Raw genomic sequence first — 17,540 nt, 5'->3', positions numbered from 1 at the left:
CCAGGCCGGGCAGGATGGGTCTGCCCGGATCAGCCCCGCAGACTAAATCACTGTCCGCCGTATGCAATCAGAACTGCCACCGGATCTGGCCGGTTACGCCGACGCTGTCGATCGCACTGCCGAAGCGGCCGTCGATGCGCGCACTTGCCGAGAACTGGCGCCCGCCGCCGGCCCGGCCGGGATCAAGAACCTTGACATAGCTCGCGCCCACACTGATCTCGCCAAATTCCTTGAGGTTTTCAGAGGTCATCGTCTGCGTCTCGAACCCTTCGAGGGTGTCGTTATACAGCCGCGACACCGCCGAATCCGCGAAATCCTTGTAATAGGTGCCCGTCGCGAAGGTCTGCAGAGCAGAGTTCGCCTCGACATTGACGAAGGCCTTGCTGACGGTCGCGCCAAGAAAGCCGATCTTGCGTTCGGAATCTTCGAACGTCATCAGGAAGTTGTCGTCGAAGATAATGTCGTCGGTGCTGTATTTCGAATAGGCGAAACCTGCGGTCGGTGTGAAGTTCCATCCGGTTTTCGCGATCGGCATCGAATAGCTGACCGAGCCGGAAAGCGTGTAACCTTTGCTGCCGAAATCCGGATCGGCAATACCAAGCCCTGCCTGCGACGATACCGGCTTGTTCTTCAGCTCGAAATCCGTGTTCTCGACGCGGAACTGCAGGTCGGCAGTCCAGCGATCCTTGCTGGCCGTTGCATAGACCCCGCCATAAACCTGCTGGAAGTCCGTTGTCGTGATGCTGGCGAGCGTGTTCGTCGTGGCCTGCGAATTGGTTCCGTCCACGGCAAAGATCGGCTGGTAGGAATCGCCGATGTTGACGCCGGCAAGCACGCCGAAGGCCATGTTCCAGCCATCGAAGCGATTGTCGAAGCACGCCAGATCCATGCCGGCCTGCATGCCGTAATAATCCGCCGATACCTCGTTATCCAGATCGCTGATCTGGTTGTTGGTCTTGCCGCGAACGGTGGCATTACCGCCTGTCGCACGGCCCCAGCCGCCGATCCCGCATGGCTTCTCGCCCGGATCGGTTACAAGGCCCGACACGAACGGGCTGGTCGGGCGGTTGACGACCGCACCGATCAGCGACTGGACGAGGGTGACGTTGGCAAACATCGCGCCCATGGCCGGGTTAAGCTGACTGACCAGCACCAGATCGCCGTCCGCGCCGACCTGATCGACCGAGAAGACGATTTTCTCGGATGCCTGGCCGATGGGGTCGAAACTGTAGCTGAAATTGTTCGTACCACCGAAGTTGTCATCGACCTCCAGCACCGTGGTCTTGTCGCCGATGGTCGAGCCGGTCACCCCGACATTGTCGCTGAAGCTCAGATGAACCGTGCCGGTGGTCGCACCACCCGATACGACCACCCGGTCCGAGGTCAGCTCTTCTGTCGTGATGTCCATTGCGATGTTGGTGGCACCTGACAAACCGCCTGTGCGCAGAACGGTCGATGTGCTGCCATTCCGCAGATCAACCGTGCTGCCAGTGGCGTTGCGCAGGTTGCCGCTGATCGTGGCAGCGTCATCCGAAACCTTCAGCGTGCCGTTATTCCTGACAGTGCCGTTCAATGTCCCGCCAAGCTGAAGGGTGCGGCCGCTGGCGATCTCGGTCGAGGCGGCGTTTATGGTCAGGCCGTCAGCGATCGCATAGTTGCGGTTCAGCGCCAGCGTTCCACCGATCCTCAGCCCGTCGGAAAGGCTCAGCACCCCCCCGCCGCGCGTATCGTCGCCATATATGACATTGCCGGTCACCGTGCCGCCAAGCGAGGCACTTCCCGCAAGAAGCCCCAGATCGCCGTTCAATGTCCCGGTCTGCAGGTAGATGCCGCTATTGACGACATCGCTGACCAGCGTGCCACGCACGTTCAGCGTCCCGCTTGATGTATTTGTCGTACCCTTCGCGACCTTGACCGTGGCACCCTTGCGGATTGTAACGACGCCATTCGGGCCGGTCGCGGCGACAACCGACGACGCGTTCAGCGAACGCTGCGTCAGCGCCGTATTGTTCGCAAGCGCACGAGAGTTGATGATCCGGCCTTCGATCGTCAGGTCACGGCTGAAGTCGATGTTTCCGCCCCGGTTTTCCAGATTACCGGTTATGGTGCCGCCCAGATTGGTGGTCGATCCGGTGCGTGTCGTCAGCGTACCGTCCAGCCGGCCCGTGCCATTCAGCGTGCCGAGGTTGTCGAAATCGCCTTTGATGGTCCCGTTGCGCAGAATGGTCGTCCCGCGTACCCCGTTGGTGACATCGGCGGCGAGCGTCCCGTCGACCGTCGCACGACCAGCATTCGTTACCCGGCTGTCAGACGTCAGCACAGTGCCGAAACCGACATTCAGCGTGCCGTTATTGGCAAGGCTCGTGACTTTCAGATCGCCCAGACTGTTGGACGTGCTGAGCGTCGCGCGGTTGTCGACCCTGGACAGCCTGCCGGCGAGCGTCGCTGTGCCGCGGTTGGTCAGGGCGCCGTTGATCGTGGCCCTGCCGGTCATGCTGCCGTCATTGACGACCGCACCGGAAATAGTGCCGCCCGAAAGCGTCACATTTCCGCCGTTCGCGAGCGATGCGTTCAGCGTCCCGGCAATCGACATTGTGCCGTCATTGGCGACATTGCTGGCCGAGGTCAGGACGTCGCCCGACCCGATCGCCACGCTGGCATTTGCCCGGTTCACCAAAGAATTGACCGAAAGCGCGCCGAGCACATCCAGCTTCCCGCTATTGTCCACGTCAGCGGCTTTGCCACCGATCGTCGCGGTGCCGCTGTTCGTAAGCCGGCCTGACAGTGTGCCAGTCCCCGTGATCGTGCCCTGATTCTGGACAGGTCCGATCAGCCTGCCGCTGTTCAGCACGATCTTGCCGCGCTTCCAGTTGTTGATCTGATCGCCGGACACCACACCCGCGACATTCATTGTTCCGCTATTGCTTGTCGTCGTCGTCGAAAGCCTGTCACCGCCCAGGACATTCACGATCCCGCTGCTTGCAAGCGTCCCGACGCGAAGATTTCCGGCGGTCGTCAGCGTGCCGGCATTGTTGAACTGCTGCACGGTGCCGCTGATCGTGGCCGTCCCGGTATTGTTCACCGCGGTGACAGAACCGCTTCCGCGCAGGGTGCCCTGATTGTTCACGGTGCCGACGATGGCGCCGCCATCGCGCAGCGTCGTCGTGCCGGCCGTCAGGTTGTCAACCTGCCCGGTCAACTGCCCGGCGATTGTCAGGTTGCGCGCGTTCTTGGTCGTGTTGACCGCCAGCACGTCATCCGCGGCGACTGACATGACATTGTTGTTCGTCACCGTGCCGTTGACCGCACCGCTCCCTTGCAGGATGCCCGCATTCAGGACGTCGCCCGCAATCGTCCCGCCGGCCATGACCGTCCGCGAATTCGCAAGATTGTTCACCGAACCCTGCAGCAGATCTCCGGCCTCGACCCGCACGGTGCCGCTATTGCCGAGCGAGGCGACCGTCAGATCGCCGGCGGTCGCGAACACTCCGCTGTTGCGCACGGCCTGCAAGGAGCCGGCAAGGATCGCGGTGCCCTGGTTGACCAGCGTTCCGGTGATCGTGCCATTGCCGCTCAACCCGCCCTTGTTGGTCACATCGCTGGCGATGGTTCCGCCAATCAGGCGCGTCGTCTTCTGGGCTGCGTTCTCGAACTCGGTCGCGGCCAGTGTTCCGGCAACATTCATCACGCCGTCATTCGTGACCTTCGTTGCCGAGTTCAGGCTGTCGGCATCGGCAATCGTCAATGTGCCGGTATTTGTCAGGTCGTTGACGTCAAGATTGCCGTTCGTTCTGAACTGCCCTTCATTGTTCAGCGTCGTGATAGAGCCGCCAAGGCTCGCAGTGCCGCTGTTGTTCAGGGTTTGCCGGATGGTGCCGGTTCCGCTGATATTGCCTTCGTTGCTGACATTGCGGGTGATCGTGCCGCCGTCGAGCCGCGTCGTCGCGGTCTGCGCGTTGAACAGCCCGGCATCAAGCGTGCCCGCAATATCAAGCGTCTTGCGGTTGATGACAGGCTCGCTCACGATCAGCGTGCGTCCGCTGCCGATCCCGGCTGTGCCGTAATTGGTCAGCGTCCCGTCTATATTTCCGCCACCGCGCAGGACACCGTAATTGTTCACTGTGCCGGTGACAGTGCCGCCGGCCATATGAACGGTCCCGTTCGCGGTCGTCGTCAGCGGAGAGGTCAGCGATCCGGCGATGGTCATGACGCCGCCGGTGACATTGGTCTGGTTCGCGCTGACAGTGCCGGTGCTGTCGATGGCGAAAGTCCCGTTCCCGGCATTGGTCAAGACATTGACATTATACAGGTTGCCGGTCGAATTGCTGTCCGCCGTAACGCGGAAATCACCGTAATTGGTGATGTTATAGTTGTTCGCGTTCAGCGCCGCAGAGACCGTGACCTCGCCGCTGGCCTCGTTTGTCAGTCCGCCATTGTTCAGCGTTGCAGCCGTCTCGTAGGTCAGAACGCCGCTGTTCGAGATGCTGCCGTAAAGCGTCACGCCGGTATTCGCGACCTGCGAACCCGCCCCGAATTTCAGCGTGCCTGCGGTGATTGTCAGGTTCTTGCCGGGTTCGACATTGACCACGCCGTCGTTCAGGAATGTGCCTGTCACATCAAGCGTCGTCGCGTCCGAAGCGCCGGTGATGGTCGCCCTGTTCGTCAGATCGCCCGAAATATTCGACCCGCCGGTCAGCCAGACCGTGCCTTTATTCGTCACGTTCCCGATCACGCTGCCGCTGTTCAGCGAAACCAGATCGTTGTTCAGAACGTCACCCGTCAGCGTGCCGCTGAGATTGACAGTCTGGTTGTTCACAAGCTGCGTGCCGGTGCTCAGCCTTCCGGCGACGCTGATCGTGCCGGTATTGGTGATCTGCCCAGACGAGGTGACCTCGCGGGCAGCGTCCACATTGAACGTTCCGCTGTTGACCAGGCTTCCGACATCCAGATCGCCGGTCAGAACAAGCCCGGCCGACCTGTTCTCAAGCTCGCCGGTGACCGCGCCAGAGATCGATGCCGCACCGTCATTGGCAAGCCCGCCAAGCGTTCCGTTGCTGATAAGCTGCGCGCCAGCGCGGTTGGCGACCGTGCCGCCGATGCTGTCATTGTTCGTCAGCACTGCGCCGCTCAGGTTATCTGCCGAACCGGTGATCGTCCCGTCATTGACCAGACCCACGGCCGAGCGGTTGACCACATTTCCGTCGATAAGGTTGTTGTTCTGTGCGGAGCCACCTGCCTGATTGTCGACCGAACCTCTGATCGTGTTGTCGTTGACCAGCGTGCCACTGTTGACGACGTTGCTGGCCAGTTCACCCGCAACGCTCAGCGTACCGCTGTTGCGCGTCCCGCCGGTGGTGGACAGGGTGATGTTGCTGTCAACGTCAAGCGTGCCGCTGTTGACCACGGAACCCGCATTCAAATCGCCGCCGAGATCGAGCGTATTCGTGCTGTTATCCAACCTGCCGGTAACAGTGCCGGAAATGGTCGCGGCGCCATCGTTATCCAGGCTGCCAAGGGTGCCGGTGCTGGAAAGCGTGCCACCCGCGCGGTTCGCGACAAATCCGCCGATCGTTCCGGAGTTGTTCAACTGACCACCGCTCATGTTATCGACAGAGCCGGTGATCGTGCTGTTCAGGTTATTGTTAAGCGTCGCGCCAGCGCGGTTGACGACATTGCCTGCGATACGATTCGCATTGGTAATCGTCGCGCCGTTCTGATTGTCGTAGCTGCCGGTCATCGTGCCGGTATTGGCGATGATCCCGCTGTTGAACGCGTCGGCGTTCAGCCCGCCATACACATTCAGGACGTTCGTATTCTCGATCTTGTTGGCAGAGGTCAGTGTCGCCGCGCCGTTGATGTCCAGACGGCCGGTATTGATCATATCGGCGACGCCAAGATTGCCGGTGACCTGCACATCAAGACCGCTATTGTCGAAAAAGCCGTTGATCGTGCCGGCCAAACGCGCTTTGCCGTTATTGTCCAGGTTTCCGTTGATCGTGCCGGTACTGGTCAGGTCGCCGCCTGCCGCGTTGCTGACAGGACCGGTAATGGTGCCGCTGTTGTTCAGGGTCGCCAAGGTTTCGTTGACGACGCTGCCCGTGATCGAGCCGCTATTGCCAAATGTCGCGCCGGTATAGTTGGTGATCGCGATGCCCGCCGGGTCATCATCATTCGCCCGAAGCTCGCCGCCATTATTGACGATCCCGCGGTTAGCGAGCGTATTCGCCTCGATTGACGATCCGCCCGACAGGGTCAGCGTAGCGCCCGCGCGGTTATCAAACTGGTCAAGCCGTTCGACGAAGCCGCCGCCATAGATGTTGAACGTGCTTTCGTTGGCGATGTCGTAAAATTCCAGGTTGGACCCGGAGGCACCGTTCCAGCCGCTCAGGCCTGCATAGATATTGAACGTGCCCTGATTTCGGACCCCGCCATCCACCGCGCCTTCGCGCAGGCGGCTGTAGGTCAGGATATCGACCGTGCTTTGAACGACTTCGGTCCCGCGCAGGATCACATCGTCATCAATAGAGGAATTCCCGAGCAGCAGGATTTCGGCGGCATTTATCGTGAGATACCTGTTCCCGCCGCCCCAGCCAGAGACGATCCGGCCGTTATTCGTCAGTCGGCCATCGATCGTCAGCGTTCGGTCTGTGCTGCCATCCGAATAGATCAGCCCGTCATTGCCGCTGGCATTCGTGTCGGTGCGATTGAAGAAATCGCCCGTTACCACGCCGCCCGATGCCACGACGTTGAAATCGCCCTCGTTCAGAACGCTACCGTCCAGCGTTCCGTCCTCCATATAAACGAAGCCGTCATCGGTCGATGTCACATCGGCCTTCAGCGTCGCGCCGGACTGGACAAAGACCGCACCGGAATTCGCGACCCCGCCCTGAATCTCCAGATCGCCGGTCGTGCTGTTGGCCGATACGCGCCCGCTGATATTGTTGGTGACGCTGCCGATGACGGTGCCGCTGCCGGACAATGCGCCATAATTCACGACAGAACCTGTGATCGTCCCGCCTGCCAGACGCACCACACTGTCGGTATTGCCAAGAATATCGACATTGCCGCTGTGCTGACCGGCGATATTGACGGTCCCTCCGGCATTCATTTTGCCCTGCGTGATACCCGATGCGGTCACATTCAGTACGCCGCCTGTCCGGACATCGGCATTGGTCATGCCGGTTGATTGGCCGCTATAGGTCAGCGTTATGCCGTCATCGACGATGAGATAGGCGTTCAGCGCTGTGCCGACGAAAATCTCTGCATCCACGGTGTCCGCGCGCGCAAAGGTCAGCCCTGACCCGGTGCCCTGGAAGCTGCCGCCGGTCAGCGTAAAGCCGGTCTGTTTCACACGGATTTCATCGACTGAAATCGTGCCCACCACGGTAAGCGTCGCGCTGGTATTGCCGCCTGCGAAATCACCCAGAACCGCGATGCCGCCATTCGACAGCGTCGTATAGCTGCTGCTCGCCACGTCATACCAGATCGCATCCGACGCGCCCCAGTTGCCGTCCACTGCCTCGTAACTGGTCGGATCGGTATTGGCGTTATCGAGATAGACCTGTGCCTGACCGGGCTGCGCAGAACCGATCATCGGAAGCAGAGATATCAGTGCGGTGGAGCGAAGCAGAGAGGCGTGGCGCGCGGCGCGAGAGACAGTCAAAAGGCGAGGGGACATGGTTACTCGGTCTCGTCTGAACAGCATTCAATGGGCAGAAATAATTCGCCTTAGTATCGCGAAGATTTTACGGATCACAAGGTTTTGTGCGCTGATTTGTCGGTGCTGGAACAACCCGTTCAAATTGCATGGCGAATCTGGTCAATCGCGGCGATGAAGGCGCGCACTTCGGGCGAAACCGGTGCCTCTGTAACACCCGCTGGGGCGGAATCGCCCGCAACCGCGCGCGCGCCGCTCATCTTGCGCTCGGCCCAGTTTTGCAGGTCCGCGATACGGTAACTGCGCAGGAACGGGTTCGCCCGGATCACCGCCTGGCCCATGACCGCCGCGACGGAACTGGCCGGATCGGCGCGCAATGCCTGATCGGCACCCGCGGGACCGAGGAAGTGCGCCAGATACAGCCGCCCGGCCGTGATCTGATGCCCGCGCGCACGCAGATAGGCCTCGTTCTCCTGCGCGAGATGGCGCACCATCTCGCGCGACAGACCGGCATCGAAGCGCAGATCCAGAACCTCGCCGCGCGTCATGCTGGACAGCAGGTCTGGCCGATAGGTGCGCATCATCCGCAGCCATGTGCTTTCGATGAACTGGCCCAGACCCGACGCAGTCGAAAGCGGGTTCTTCGCGCGTGCATTGCCGGCGCTTTCGACATGGATGATCCGTCCGATCAGCGCCTCGACAGCGCCGGAACCGCGTGCCTCGACGGCCCCGCCAAGGCGCGCCGACGGATCGACCGCCGCGCCTGCGACGACAAGCTGGAAGGCGATGCCCGGTTGATTTTGGCCGGGCAGCCTGCCAACTGTGCCGATCTGCGCGCCAGCTTCGAGCTCGGCGCCTTGCACTACGGTTTCGGCGATGCTGCCAAGCCCGCGATAGCGCGAGATGCTGCCATCGTCATGGGTGATCTCGACCGACGCTCCGACCGAAGGGTCGAGCGTCATGGCCGTGACCCGACCCGCTGCGACCGCGCGCACGGGACTGCCTTGCGGCGCAGACCAGATGACGTGGCCGCGCTGAAGATCTGCGGCTTGCGCCCCGGACCCGCTTGCCGCCTCGGCGCCGGTCAGGGGCACGAAGCGCTGCGTGACGATACCCGAAACCGGCGGGATCAGTGTGCTGGCGACCGACGCATCGGCCGCAACGCTCTGACGCGTGAAGCAGCCGGGACCGGCATCCTTTTCTGCGCCTTCGCCGACAATGTAGCAGGGCTTGTCGCCCGACGGCCCGCTTACGCCGATGAACAAGACCTGACCTGTCAGCCCCGGCGGGGTTTTTTCGCGGATCACGGTAAGCCGGTCTGCGGGATCGGCAAACCCGTCGAGATCGTGGATCTTGGCCATCATCGCCAGCGCCGAGCCGGCTTCTTCGGGGCTGAGATTGGATCTCAGCGCCGCGGAATAGATCATGTCGAGCAGTCGCTGCGGCTTGTAGTCATCCTGTGCATCGCTTGCCAGAACCTCTGTCACCTGCTGCTGTTCGGCCCAGGGGTCTGCGGCGGGCACAAGCTGACCCGACGCCGCCATCCCCATCGAGCCGATATATGCACCTGGTCGGTAAAGGCTAAGCTGAATAAGCTGTCGAGAGTCCCCCTCGCCACGATAGCGCATCATCAACAGGCTGCCCGGTGCGATCGTCTCGCCCAGATCGAAGCTTGCCGCCATGCGCTGGCTGATCCGGGCCGCGTCGTCTTCGCTCTGGCCGCTCTCGGCCAGAATCGCGGCAAGGCTGCGCGGCGTCGTGACCCGCACCACGCTGTCGGTCCAGATCGGCGTGCGGTAGGCCGGTTCGCGAAGATAGACGGTGCCCGAGACGGCAGGCTCATCAATAGCCGCGAGCGCAGCTTGCGCGCCGGTCGCATCGGCACCTGCGATTGCCGCGTCTTCGGCCGCGCGGCGCGCGCGGCTGCGCTCTGCCTGAAACATCGCGAATTCCTCGCGGGTCGTCGGAAGCGACGCGACGAGGATCTGATCGGGTGCGCGCAATTCGGTATTCAGCACCGACAGCTCTCCCGCGCGGTCCATCCCGACGCGCGCATCGGCATTCGCTTTTATCAGGGCTTGCGGCGCAATGACTGTCTTGCCAGCCGCAGCCTCGTCCTGCTCCATGCGCGGGATAATCATCGGATCGCCGGGCACGTCTGTAAATCCGTCGCCGGGTGTGACGGGGGCGATGTCGAATTCATCGGCGACTTGCGTCATCTGGTCGGTGCCGTTCAGCCGCGTCCACAGATCCGTGATCCGGGGCGAGAACTGCCAGACCAAAGCCCCGCCGACGGCCAGCACCACGACCGATGCGATACCGCCACGCAGCGCCCCCGCCCTGCGCCTGCGTCTGCGCGCAGTCCGGCCCATCTGGCGAAAACGGGGGTCGACCTCCACGGCGATCTAGCGCGGCACACCCGAGCCGAGCCCGCCGACGCGGTTCGGGTCGATCCTGGGTCCGCCCGTCGTCGCGGCTTGTGTCGCAGCAGGCTGCTGGCTCGGCTGCCTTTGCGTGGGCGTGCGCTGCACGCGCGGCGTGTTCTCTGTGCGCGTGCTGCGGCTGCCGCCACCGCCAGTTCTTCGCGGGCTGGTCGATACCGTCGTCGGCTGCGCGCGCGGCGTGGTGACACGGGGTGCGGGGCAGGTTACGGACTTGTTCGTGATGATCTGGCGGTAAAGCGCCGGGCCGGGCACCGTCGCGGCCTGGGCGCTGCCAAGCGTGCTGAAATAGCGCTGAAGCGCGCTCAGCGATCCGCCGCCCCAATCACCGTCGATCGCACCGCTATAGCAATTCATCTGCTGAAGCTCGGTCTGGATCGCGGCGGCATATTGTTCGCCGCGCGGGTCGAAACGACCGTCTCTCATCATCGTGTCGAAAAAGTCCGGGTCAATCTGGCGGATGCGGTCGCGCACCTCGCGCGGGACACCCATTTCGCCGCGCTTGTCCGCACCGAGAAGGCTGGCCAGCTCTCCGACGATGATCGCGGGCTCGGGCTGGTCGGCGCGGCGGGGCAGGGTGGCGGGAACCGCGACTGATGTGGTGGATTGTGTCGCAACTGCCTGCGGCGCGGCAGGGGCGCTGGCGCGGATCACCGTGGCAGGCGCCCCGCTGAGCGCTGCGCCGGGCGGCAAGGCCGAGATCACCAGCTTGCCGCCAAGTGACGCGGCCGCATTCTGTGCCGGGTTCGGGTCGCGTTGACCGGCGGTTGCCGACGCCTCGCCAGTCGAAGGACCGATTCCCGACAGCGTCATGCCGCCGCCGATCAGCACGGCAAGCCGGTCACGCGCCGGCGCATTCGTGGCCTTGCGAGCGACCGACGCAATCTCATCGGATTTGCAATCCGCACCCTGCGGCTGCACTAGCCAGACCGGGCCGGGAAAACGCTGGCGAAGTGCGCCAAGCTGCGCTTCCGGATCCTGCCAGCCGCAACTGTTGGCGACGACAATCACGGGCGCCGCTGGCGGACGCCCGGCAAGGCGTGCGGGCGCGGCCGGGGCAGGGTCGCCCGCAACCGGAGGAGCGTCGATGTAAATCATGCGGATCGAGCGGTCGGCGATGCCCTTCAGCGTCGTGGCGAAATCGTCCCCGGCGTCAGGAATTGCGACATCGCCCCGGTTCTCCGACAGGGCCGGACCGGGAAGCGCACTCGTCAACAAACTCATAGCCAAAACAGCATGCCGCATGGGCCGGGTTCTCCGCTAATCGTTCCGTTCTAGCAGAGCTGATTGTCCCGTTGAACCCTGCAACTTGGGCGGGCAATGAAAATCCGGTGAGGCATTGCGGACCGGCCGGGCGCGCGCTGCGACCGGCCGGTTCACCGAGGTCAATGCGCCTCGGACACGCCGAAAACGCGGTTCCAGCGGATCGAGGACCAGAGCGAGACACCGATCAGCGCCGCCCCGCCAAGGCCGGTAATTACTTCGGGGATATGCACGAAGCTTTGCAGGAACATGATAAGCGACAACGCGATGATCGCGTAGAACGCGCCATGTTCCAGAAAACGATACTGCGTCAGCGTCCCCTTCTCGACCAGCATGATGGTCATGGAGCGCACATACATCGCACCGATCCCGAGGCCGATGGCGATGACGAACAGGTTCTGCGTCAGCGCGAACGCCCCGATCACCCCGTCAAAGCTGAACGAGGCATCCAGCACCTCCAGATAAAGGAACGCGCCGATACCGCCCTTTGCGCCGGCCGTCATCATTTCCTGACTGCTGTCCAGAAGGCCGCCAAGCACCTCGACCAGCAGGAAGGTCAGAAGCCCCCAAATCGCGGACTTGAAGAATATCTGCGATTCCGCGGGTTCGAGAAAGCGCGCGAAGACCAGAACCATTACCAGCGCGATCGCGACTTCGATTCCGCGGATCGTGGCGTATTTCTGCATTCTGCGTTCAAGCCAGCGCACCCAATGGACCTCTTTCTCGTGATCGAAAAAGAAGCTCAGCCCGACCATCATCAGAAATGTGCCGCCGAAGGCCGCGATCGGCAGATGCGCATCATGCATGATACGGGCGTATTCCTCGGGTTCCGACGCGGCAAGAACCATGGCCTGCCACGGGCCGATCTTGGCCGCGATCACCACGATCAGAAGCGGAAAGACAATCCGCATCCCGAAAACGGCGATAACGATACCCCAGGTCAGAAAGCGATGCTGCCATTTCGGCGTCATGTCTTTCAGCTTGTTCGCGTTGACGATGGCATTGTCGAACGAGAGCGAGATCTCCAGCACGGCGAGCACCGCGCAGATGAAGAAAACGGCCAGCATTCCGCCGACCGTTCCGGTCATCTGCCAGCCAAGCGCCGCCCCGAGCATAAGCCCGATTACGGTAACGATGAATGCCCATTTGAAATAGTGCAGCATCCCCTTCACGGATGCTGCGGCGTTGTCGGTCTGCATGGCAGACTCCCCCTGCGGCGGATCACGAATTAAGTGCCGACATCACGAATGTGCCGCCACATCCGCCAGAGGGGCCCGGTCACCAGGCTTATCCGCAGGTCCGCGGATGCTGCGACAGATGGGCTGCCGGTCACGAATTTGCAAGCGATTCCTGGCCAGAGCGGCGCTGGCGGCAAGGTTTTGCTAGCGCTTTGTGGCCTTCTTGCGACGGCCATAGCCCTGCGCATAGACGCCGACCAGCCACAGCACGCCGATGGTCCACAGATCGACCGCAAGCCGACGCACCCAGCTTGTCATGCCGGGCGTGTTCATCAGCGCATCGCCCAGAACCGACAGCAGGACGCAGGCGACAAAAGTTATCAACCCGCCGCGCCCGATCAGCGCCAGCGCGCGGCCGGGTGCGCTTTCTGCCACCCAGGCAAGCGGACGCGCCAGCGGCACAGCCACCAGCCAGCTTGCGGCTATGATCGAGACATAGCGCATCTCGTCCAGACCCCATTTGTTCACGGGTCCGACCAGCTCCCACAGCATCTTCGAAATGGCCTTGGCTTCGGGGCCGTAGCGCCAAAGCTGCGCCATCGCGAGCGAATACAGCACGATCACCGTCGCAATGGCGGTCAGCCATGTCCGGTAACGCAGCAGGAACGGCATAAGCTGCTTGCGGAAGGCACCCATCGCGATGCCGGTATGAAACAGCACCTGCCACCCGAAGGGGTTAAACAGAAGTCCGCCTTCGACGCGCTGATTGGGCAGCGCCTCGTTCAGCGGACCCGAGACAGCCCACAGCGCCAGCGAACAGATCGCGAAGGCGAACGGGTAGCGCAGAAGAAGCGGCACGGTAAGCGGGACAAACGCCAGCAGGATGACATACAGCGCCAGCACATCCAGCAGGTTCGGCTGCATCCAGAGCGTGGCGAGCGTGACAATATAGCCGACCGGAAATTCGATGATCCAGCGGGCATATTCAGTCCAGACGGCGGTGTGCGGAAAGCCTGCTTCAAGCAGACCGCGAGACAGCAGCGCCAGAAGAATGCCGCCGGCCAGAAGCGCAAGCCAGACCTGCCCGGCGCGGCGCAGAAAGCGCCACTGGGCGGCGCGGCGTCCCTGCTTGGCCTCGATCGCGACCCAGACGAGGCCGACAAGAAAGCCCGACAGAAGGACGAACAGCTCTGCCGCGTCGAAGACCGCAAAATTCGCGAGCGTATAGCCGCGCAGCACGCCGACCGGCATATGGTCGAGCATGATCGCAACCAGCGCGTAGCCGCGCAGCATATCGAGCGCCAGAATTCGGTTCATTGTGGCAGCCGCGCCCATAGTTCAAGCAATTCGGGGTCGTTCAGCAAGGCGCTCCGCTCGGCACGGTCAAGAAAGCCGAGGGCTTCGGTCTGGCTGGACGCAACACCGATCTTCGCCTTTGCGGAAATCTCGGGCAGGCGCTTCGAAACCGGGCGTTCTGGCATGACCGGCACCATCGAGACATAGCTCGCAAGCGCCGCCGGATCGCGCCCGAGTTCCGCCGTTGCGTCGGCAGGCACCCGAAGATGCCGGGCCTGCGTGGTCGCGGCGCTGAGGATCGGCGGGACGTCGCGTTCTTCCGGGGTGACAAGAAGCCCTGCCGCACGCGCCCAACGCCCCAGCACTGCAGACGCGCTCCACCGCGAGGTGAGGGGGGCGAGAACGAGCCCGATCAGGATCGGCGCCAGCCATATCAGTTGCGCGGGCGACAGATAGGCGATGAGCGCGCCGACCAGCAGACCCGCAAGGACGTGAATCCAGTGGCGCCGCAGAACCACGCCCCAGGGGGGCATGGACCCCTTGCGGACCTGGCTTTCCCAGCCGGAACTGCGGCCCATCAGGATTTCCGAGATCTGCCGCGTCTGGATCAGCATCTGCACGGGCGCAATCAGCGCCGACATGATGATCTCGAACACCGCGCTCAGCGCGACCATCGGCTTGCCGCCGGAATTCTGCGCAAGCGGACGCCGCCAGGCGCGCACGATGGCAATGGCCTTGGGCAGCAGAAGCAGCGCCGCCGACGCGGCCAGCAGCCAGATCATGCGCCGCGCGTCGAAGGTCGGCCAGTCCGGGAAAAGCTGGTAAGTGCTGGGAAAATACACCGGGCTCGACAGGATCACATAGGCGGTCAGGATCAGGCCCGAGATGATGAGCGCAAGCCAGATCGGGCTCATCAGGAATCCCAGAATACCGATCAGGAAATGCACCCGCGTAATCGCGGTAAATCCCCGCGCACCCAGAACGCGCACATGCTGCAAATTGCCCTGCGCCCAACGACGCTCGCGGACTGCCATGTCCAGCAGCGTGGGCGGGCTGCCTTCATAGCTGGCGCGCAGATCCCAGTCGAGCCGCACCTTCCAGCCGGACCGGCGCAACAGCGCTGCTTCGACGAAATCGTGCGACAGGACCGTTCCACCCCAGGGCGGACGACCCGGCAGTTCCGGCAAGCCGCAACATTCGGCAAAGGCGCGCACCCGGATCATGGCGTTATGGCCCCAGAAATTGCCGTTATCGCCAGACCATGCCGCCACACCGCGCGCGACCGCCGGGCCATAGACACGGGCCGCGAACTGTATCACGCGCGCGAAAATGGTCTGGCCCTGCACCAGCACGGGCACCGTCTGGATCAGTGCCAGCGCCGGATCGGCGGACATGCGCGCCGACATCTGCCTGATGACATCGCCAGACACGACGCTGTCGGCATCAAGCACGACCATCTGATCGTATCGCCCGCCCCAGCGACGCACGAATTCTGCGATATTGCCTGCCTTGCGACCGGTATTTTCGATGCGGCGACGATACCAGACCGGGATCGGCGCGGCCTCGCGCAGCTTGCCCGCCGCAAGCGCTTCGGCCGCGAAACTGTCGGGATCGCGGCTGTCGGACAGAACGAAGATCTCGGTACGCGCGCCCAGACCTTCGGCTGCAATCTCGTCGGCGAGCGCGGCCAGAAGGCCCATCGTCTCGGAAGGGTCTTCGTGATAGACCGGCATCACGATCGCGATGCGGGCATCACCTTCGTCTGCAGGCGTGCTGTGCTGCGGTGCCAGAAGCCCGGCCAGCATCGAGCAGAAACTGAAACCGATCCAGGCAAAGGTGATCGTGAACAGGACCAGCAGCACATATTGCATGGGCTGAATATTCGTCCCGAAAGCCGCCCACATCTGCCATGCACCCAGCACCGTCACCGCCAGCGCGCCGCCGAACGCGATCAGCCGCGCGATGCTCACCTCCAGCGCGGGGCGCTGGAAGCCGGGGCCGGGGGGCGGTGCTGCGCGAAAATCCTGGACTGGCATCTCCAGCGGCGCATCGGGCGGGACCGCGGCGCTCGGTTCGTCCCTCGCAGGCGTGGCACGGTGCACCTGCGGCGTATTCTCAGCCGGGTTCGTCACCGATCAGCCCTCGGACCAGCGAAACAGCCAGGTTTCGGTCAGGTTCGTCTCGCCTTCCTTCAGCACGGCGCTGATGTCGGCCATCGCCGCCCCGTCGGGTTTGTATTCGAAGGCCAGCCGCATCAATCCATGCTCCGGCAGCCGCAGCAGATACGGATGCTCGACCGTGCCGCTTGTCGCATTGACCTGAATCGCAGGATCGTCCCGCCCGTCGAAAGGGGTAAGGTCGAAGTCGACAAAGAAGCTGCGCGCGCCCTTGTTGTTGATGGACACGCCCGAGCGGGTCGCGACGACCTGCGCGAGCGTCGTCGGCGCGATCACGTCGTTTCCAAAACCGAGCGTATATGCGAAATCCGTACGGTTGCCGGCTTCAAGCGGCGCGGCGGGCTGCCAGAAGCTGACGATATTGTCGTGGAACTCGCTGTCGACCGGGATTTCGATCAGCGAGACATTGCCCTTGCCCCAATCCCCCATCGGGCGAATCCAAGCGGAAGGGCGGCTTTCGTAATTCGCTTCGGCGTCCTGATATTCCTCGAAGTTTCGCGGACGCTGTATCAGCCCGAAGCCGCGCGGTCCGTCATCGACGAAGGCAGATATCTGAAGCTTCGCCGGATTGGACAGCACACGCCAAAGCCACTGACCGGCCCCTGTCTCCATCTGCAATCCGTCGCTGTCATGCACGGCCGGACGGTAATCGTCCTGTCCGGCGGCATCCGCAGGTCCGAACCAGAACATCGACGTCAGCGGCGCCACACCGAAATTCGTCAGCTCCCGCCGTGCAAACAGGGCGACACGCGTGGTCAGCAGGGTCTCCGCGCCGGGGGCGATGACAAATTCGTAACCGCCGGAAACCGATTTGCTGTCCAGAAGTGCCTGAATCGTGATCGTGCCCGTCACCGGGTCGGGATCGTGAATCCAGAATTCGCGGAAGACCGGAAACTCCTCGCCCTCGGCGGTGCCGGTGCCGATAGCAAGCCCCCGTGCCGACAGCCCATAAAGGCTGCCGCGCCCGAGAACGCGGAAGTAAGAGGCGCCCTGGAACACCGCCATTTCGTCCAGAATGTCAGGCTTGTTCAGCGCGCTGCGGATGCGGAACCCCGACCAGCCCATCTCGTCGGGGCTGGACTGCGCGGCATCGGGCGGGAAATGCGCGGGGTCGAAATCGAAGACCGACGGATCGAAGGGCATTGGCTGCGGAACGCCGTCGCGGACGATATTGATCCGCACCGGCTCGTAAAAGATCATTCCCGGCGACAGCAGATCAAGCCCGAAGCCGGGGATATCCTTCCATGGGTCCGCATCACGCTTGAAGCGGATCGCCCGATAGGCGTCATAACCGATGTCCTTGAAAGGTCCGGTCAGCGGCGCGGCAGGCGATTCCCAGTCCCGCGATGCGACACCGGCGGCAATGGCGGCCACGCTCTCGAAGCCGAATGGCGCTGCCGGTTCGGTCGACGGTTGAGGTTCCGCATCGGCTGGCGAGGTTTGCCCAAGCGCGCCCGAGCTGTGCCCGAGTGCGATGACCGCCGACATGGTCCCGAGGAAGTTACGACGTTTCACGCTGATAGATCCG

General features: G+C 62.9%; 7 protein-coding genes. All 7 read right to left on the bottom strand.

All coding sequences use genetic code 11. From position 1 onward, the window contains the following. Positions 1-67: 67 nt before the first annotated feature. Positions 68-7,678, bottom strand: coding sequence for a hypothetical protein (locus tag FQV27_RS04880; protein WP_147096680.1), 7,611 nt, complete (start codon positions 7,676-7,678; stop codon positions 68-70). A 119-nt stretch (positions 7,679-7,797) separates the two neighbouring features. Then, on the bottom strand, positions 7,798-10,056 hold the full coding sequence (locus FQV27_RS04875) for a M23 family metallopeptidase (protein WP_147096679.1): 2,259 nt from the start codon (positions 10,054-10,056) through the stop codon (positions 7,798-7,800). A gap of 6 nt (positions 10,057-10,062) precedes the next feature. Continuing rightward, positions 10,063-11,322: a hypothetical protein gene (locus FQV27_RS04870; RefSeq protein WP_147096678.1), complete on the bottom strand. Its 1,260-nt coding sequence runs from the start codon at positions 11,320-11,322 to the stop codon at positions 10,063-10,065. Positions 11,323-11,483: 161 nt separating this feature from the next. After that, complete coding sequence (locus FQV27_RS04865; protein ID WP_147096677.1) at positions 11,484-12,560, bottom strand: DUF475 domain-containing protein; 1,077 nt, start codon at positions 12,558-12,560, stop codon at positions 11,484-11,486. 183 nt (positions 12,561-12,743) lie between these two features. Beyond that, on the bottom strand, positions 12,744-13,856 hold the full coding sequence (locus FQV27_RS04860) for an OpgC domain-containing protein (RefSeq protein WP_147096676.1): 1,113 nt from the start codon (positions 13,854-13,856) through the stop codon (positions 12,744-12,746). Further along, entirely contained in the window at positions 13,853-15,967 is a 2,115-nt protein-coding gene (gene mdoH, locus FQV27_RS04855) for a glucans biosynthesis glucosyltransferase MdoH (RefSeq protein ID WP_147096675.1), read from the bottom strand. Before mdoH ends, FQV27_RS04860 begins: the two co-directional genes overlap by 4 nt. Positions 15,968-15,970: 3 nt before the next feature. Next, positions 15,971-17,527 carry an OpgD/OpgG family glucan biosynthesis protein gene (locus FQV27_RS04850; RefSeq protein ID WP_246132994.1) on the bottom strand — a complete coding sequence of 519 codons (1,557 nt, stop codon included), beginning with the start codon at positions 17,525-17,527 and terminating at the stop codon, positions 15,971-15,973. Positions 17,528-17,540: the final 13 nt, after the last annotated feature.

Origin of the sequence: Paracoccus aurantiacus, from assembly GCF_007993065.1 — a bacterium.
GTDB classification, from domain to species: Bacteria; Pseudomonadota; Alphaproteobacteria; order Rhodobacterales; family Rhodobacteraceae; genus Paracoccus; species Paracoccus aurantiacus.
Note: the sequence above shows the minus strand (reverse complement) of the source record. Positions and strands in the feature narration are given on the sequence as shown.

Excerpts from the sequence above, each read along its gene's own strand:
- FQV27_RS04880 (WP_147096680.1), bottom strand. The coding sequence starts at position 7,678 with ATGTCCCCTCGCCTTTTGACTGTCTCTCGCGCCGCGCGCCACGCCTCT.
- FQV27_RS04870 (WP_147096678.1), bottom strand. The coding sequence starts at position 11,322 with ATGAGTTTGTTGACGAGTGCGCTTCCCGGTCCGGCCCTGTCGGAGAAC.
- FQV27_RS04865 (WP_147096677.1), bottom strand. The coding sequence starts at position 12,560 with ATGCAGACCGACAACGCCGCAGCATCCGTGAAGGGGATGCTGCACTAT.
- FQV27_RS04860 (WP_147096676.1), bottom strand. The coding sequence starts at position 13,856 with ATGAACCGAATTCTGGCGCTCGATATGCTGCGCGGCTACGCGCTGGTT.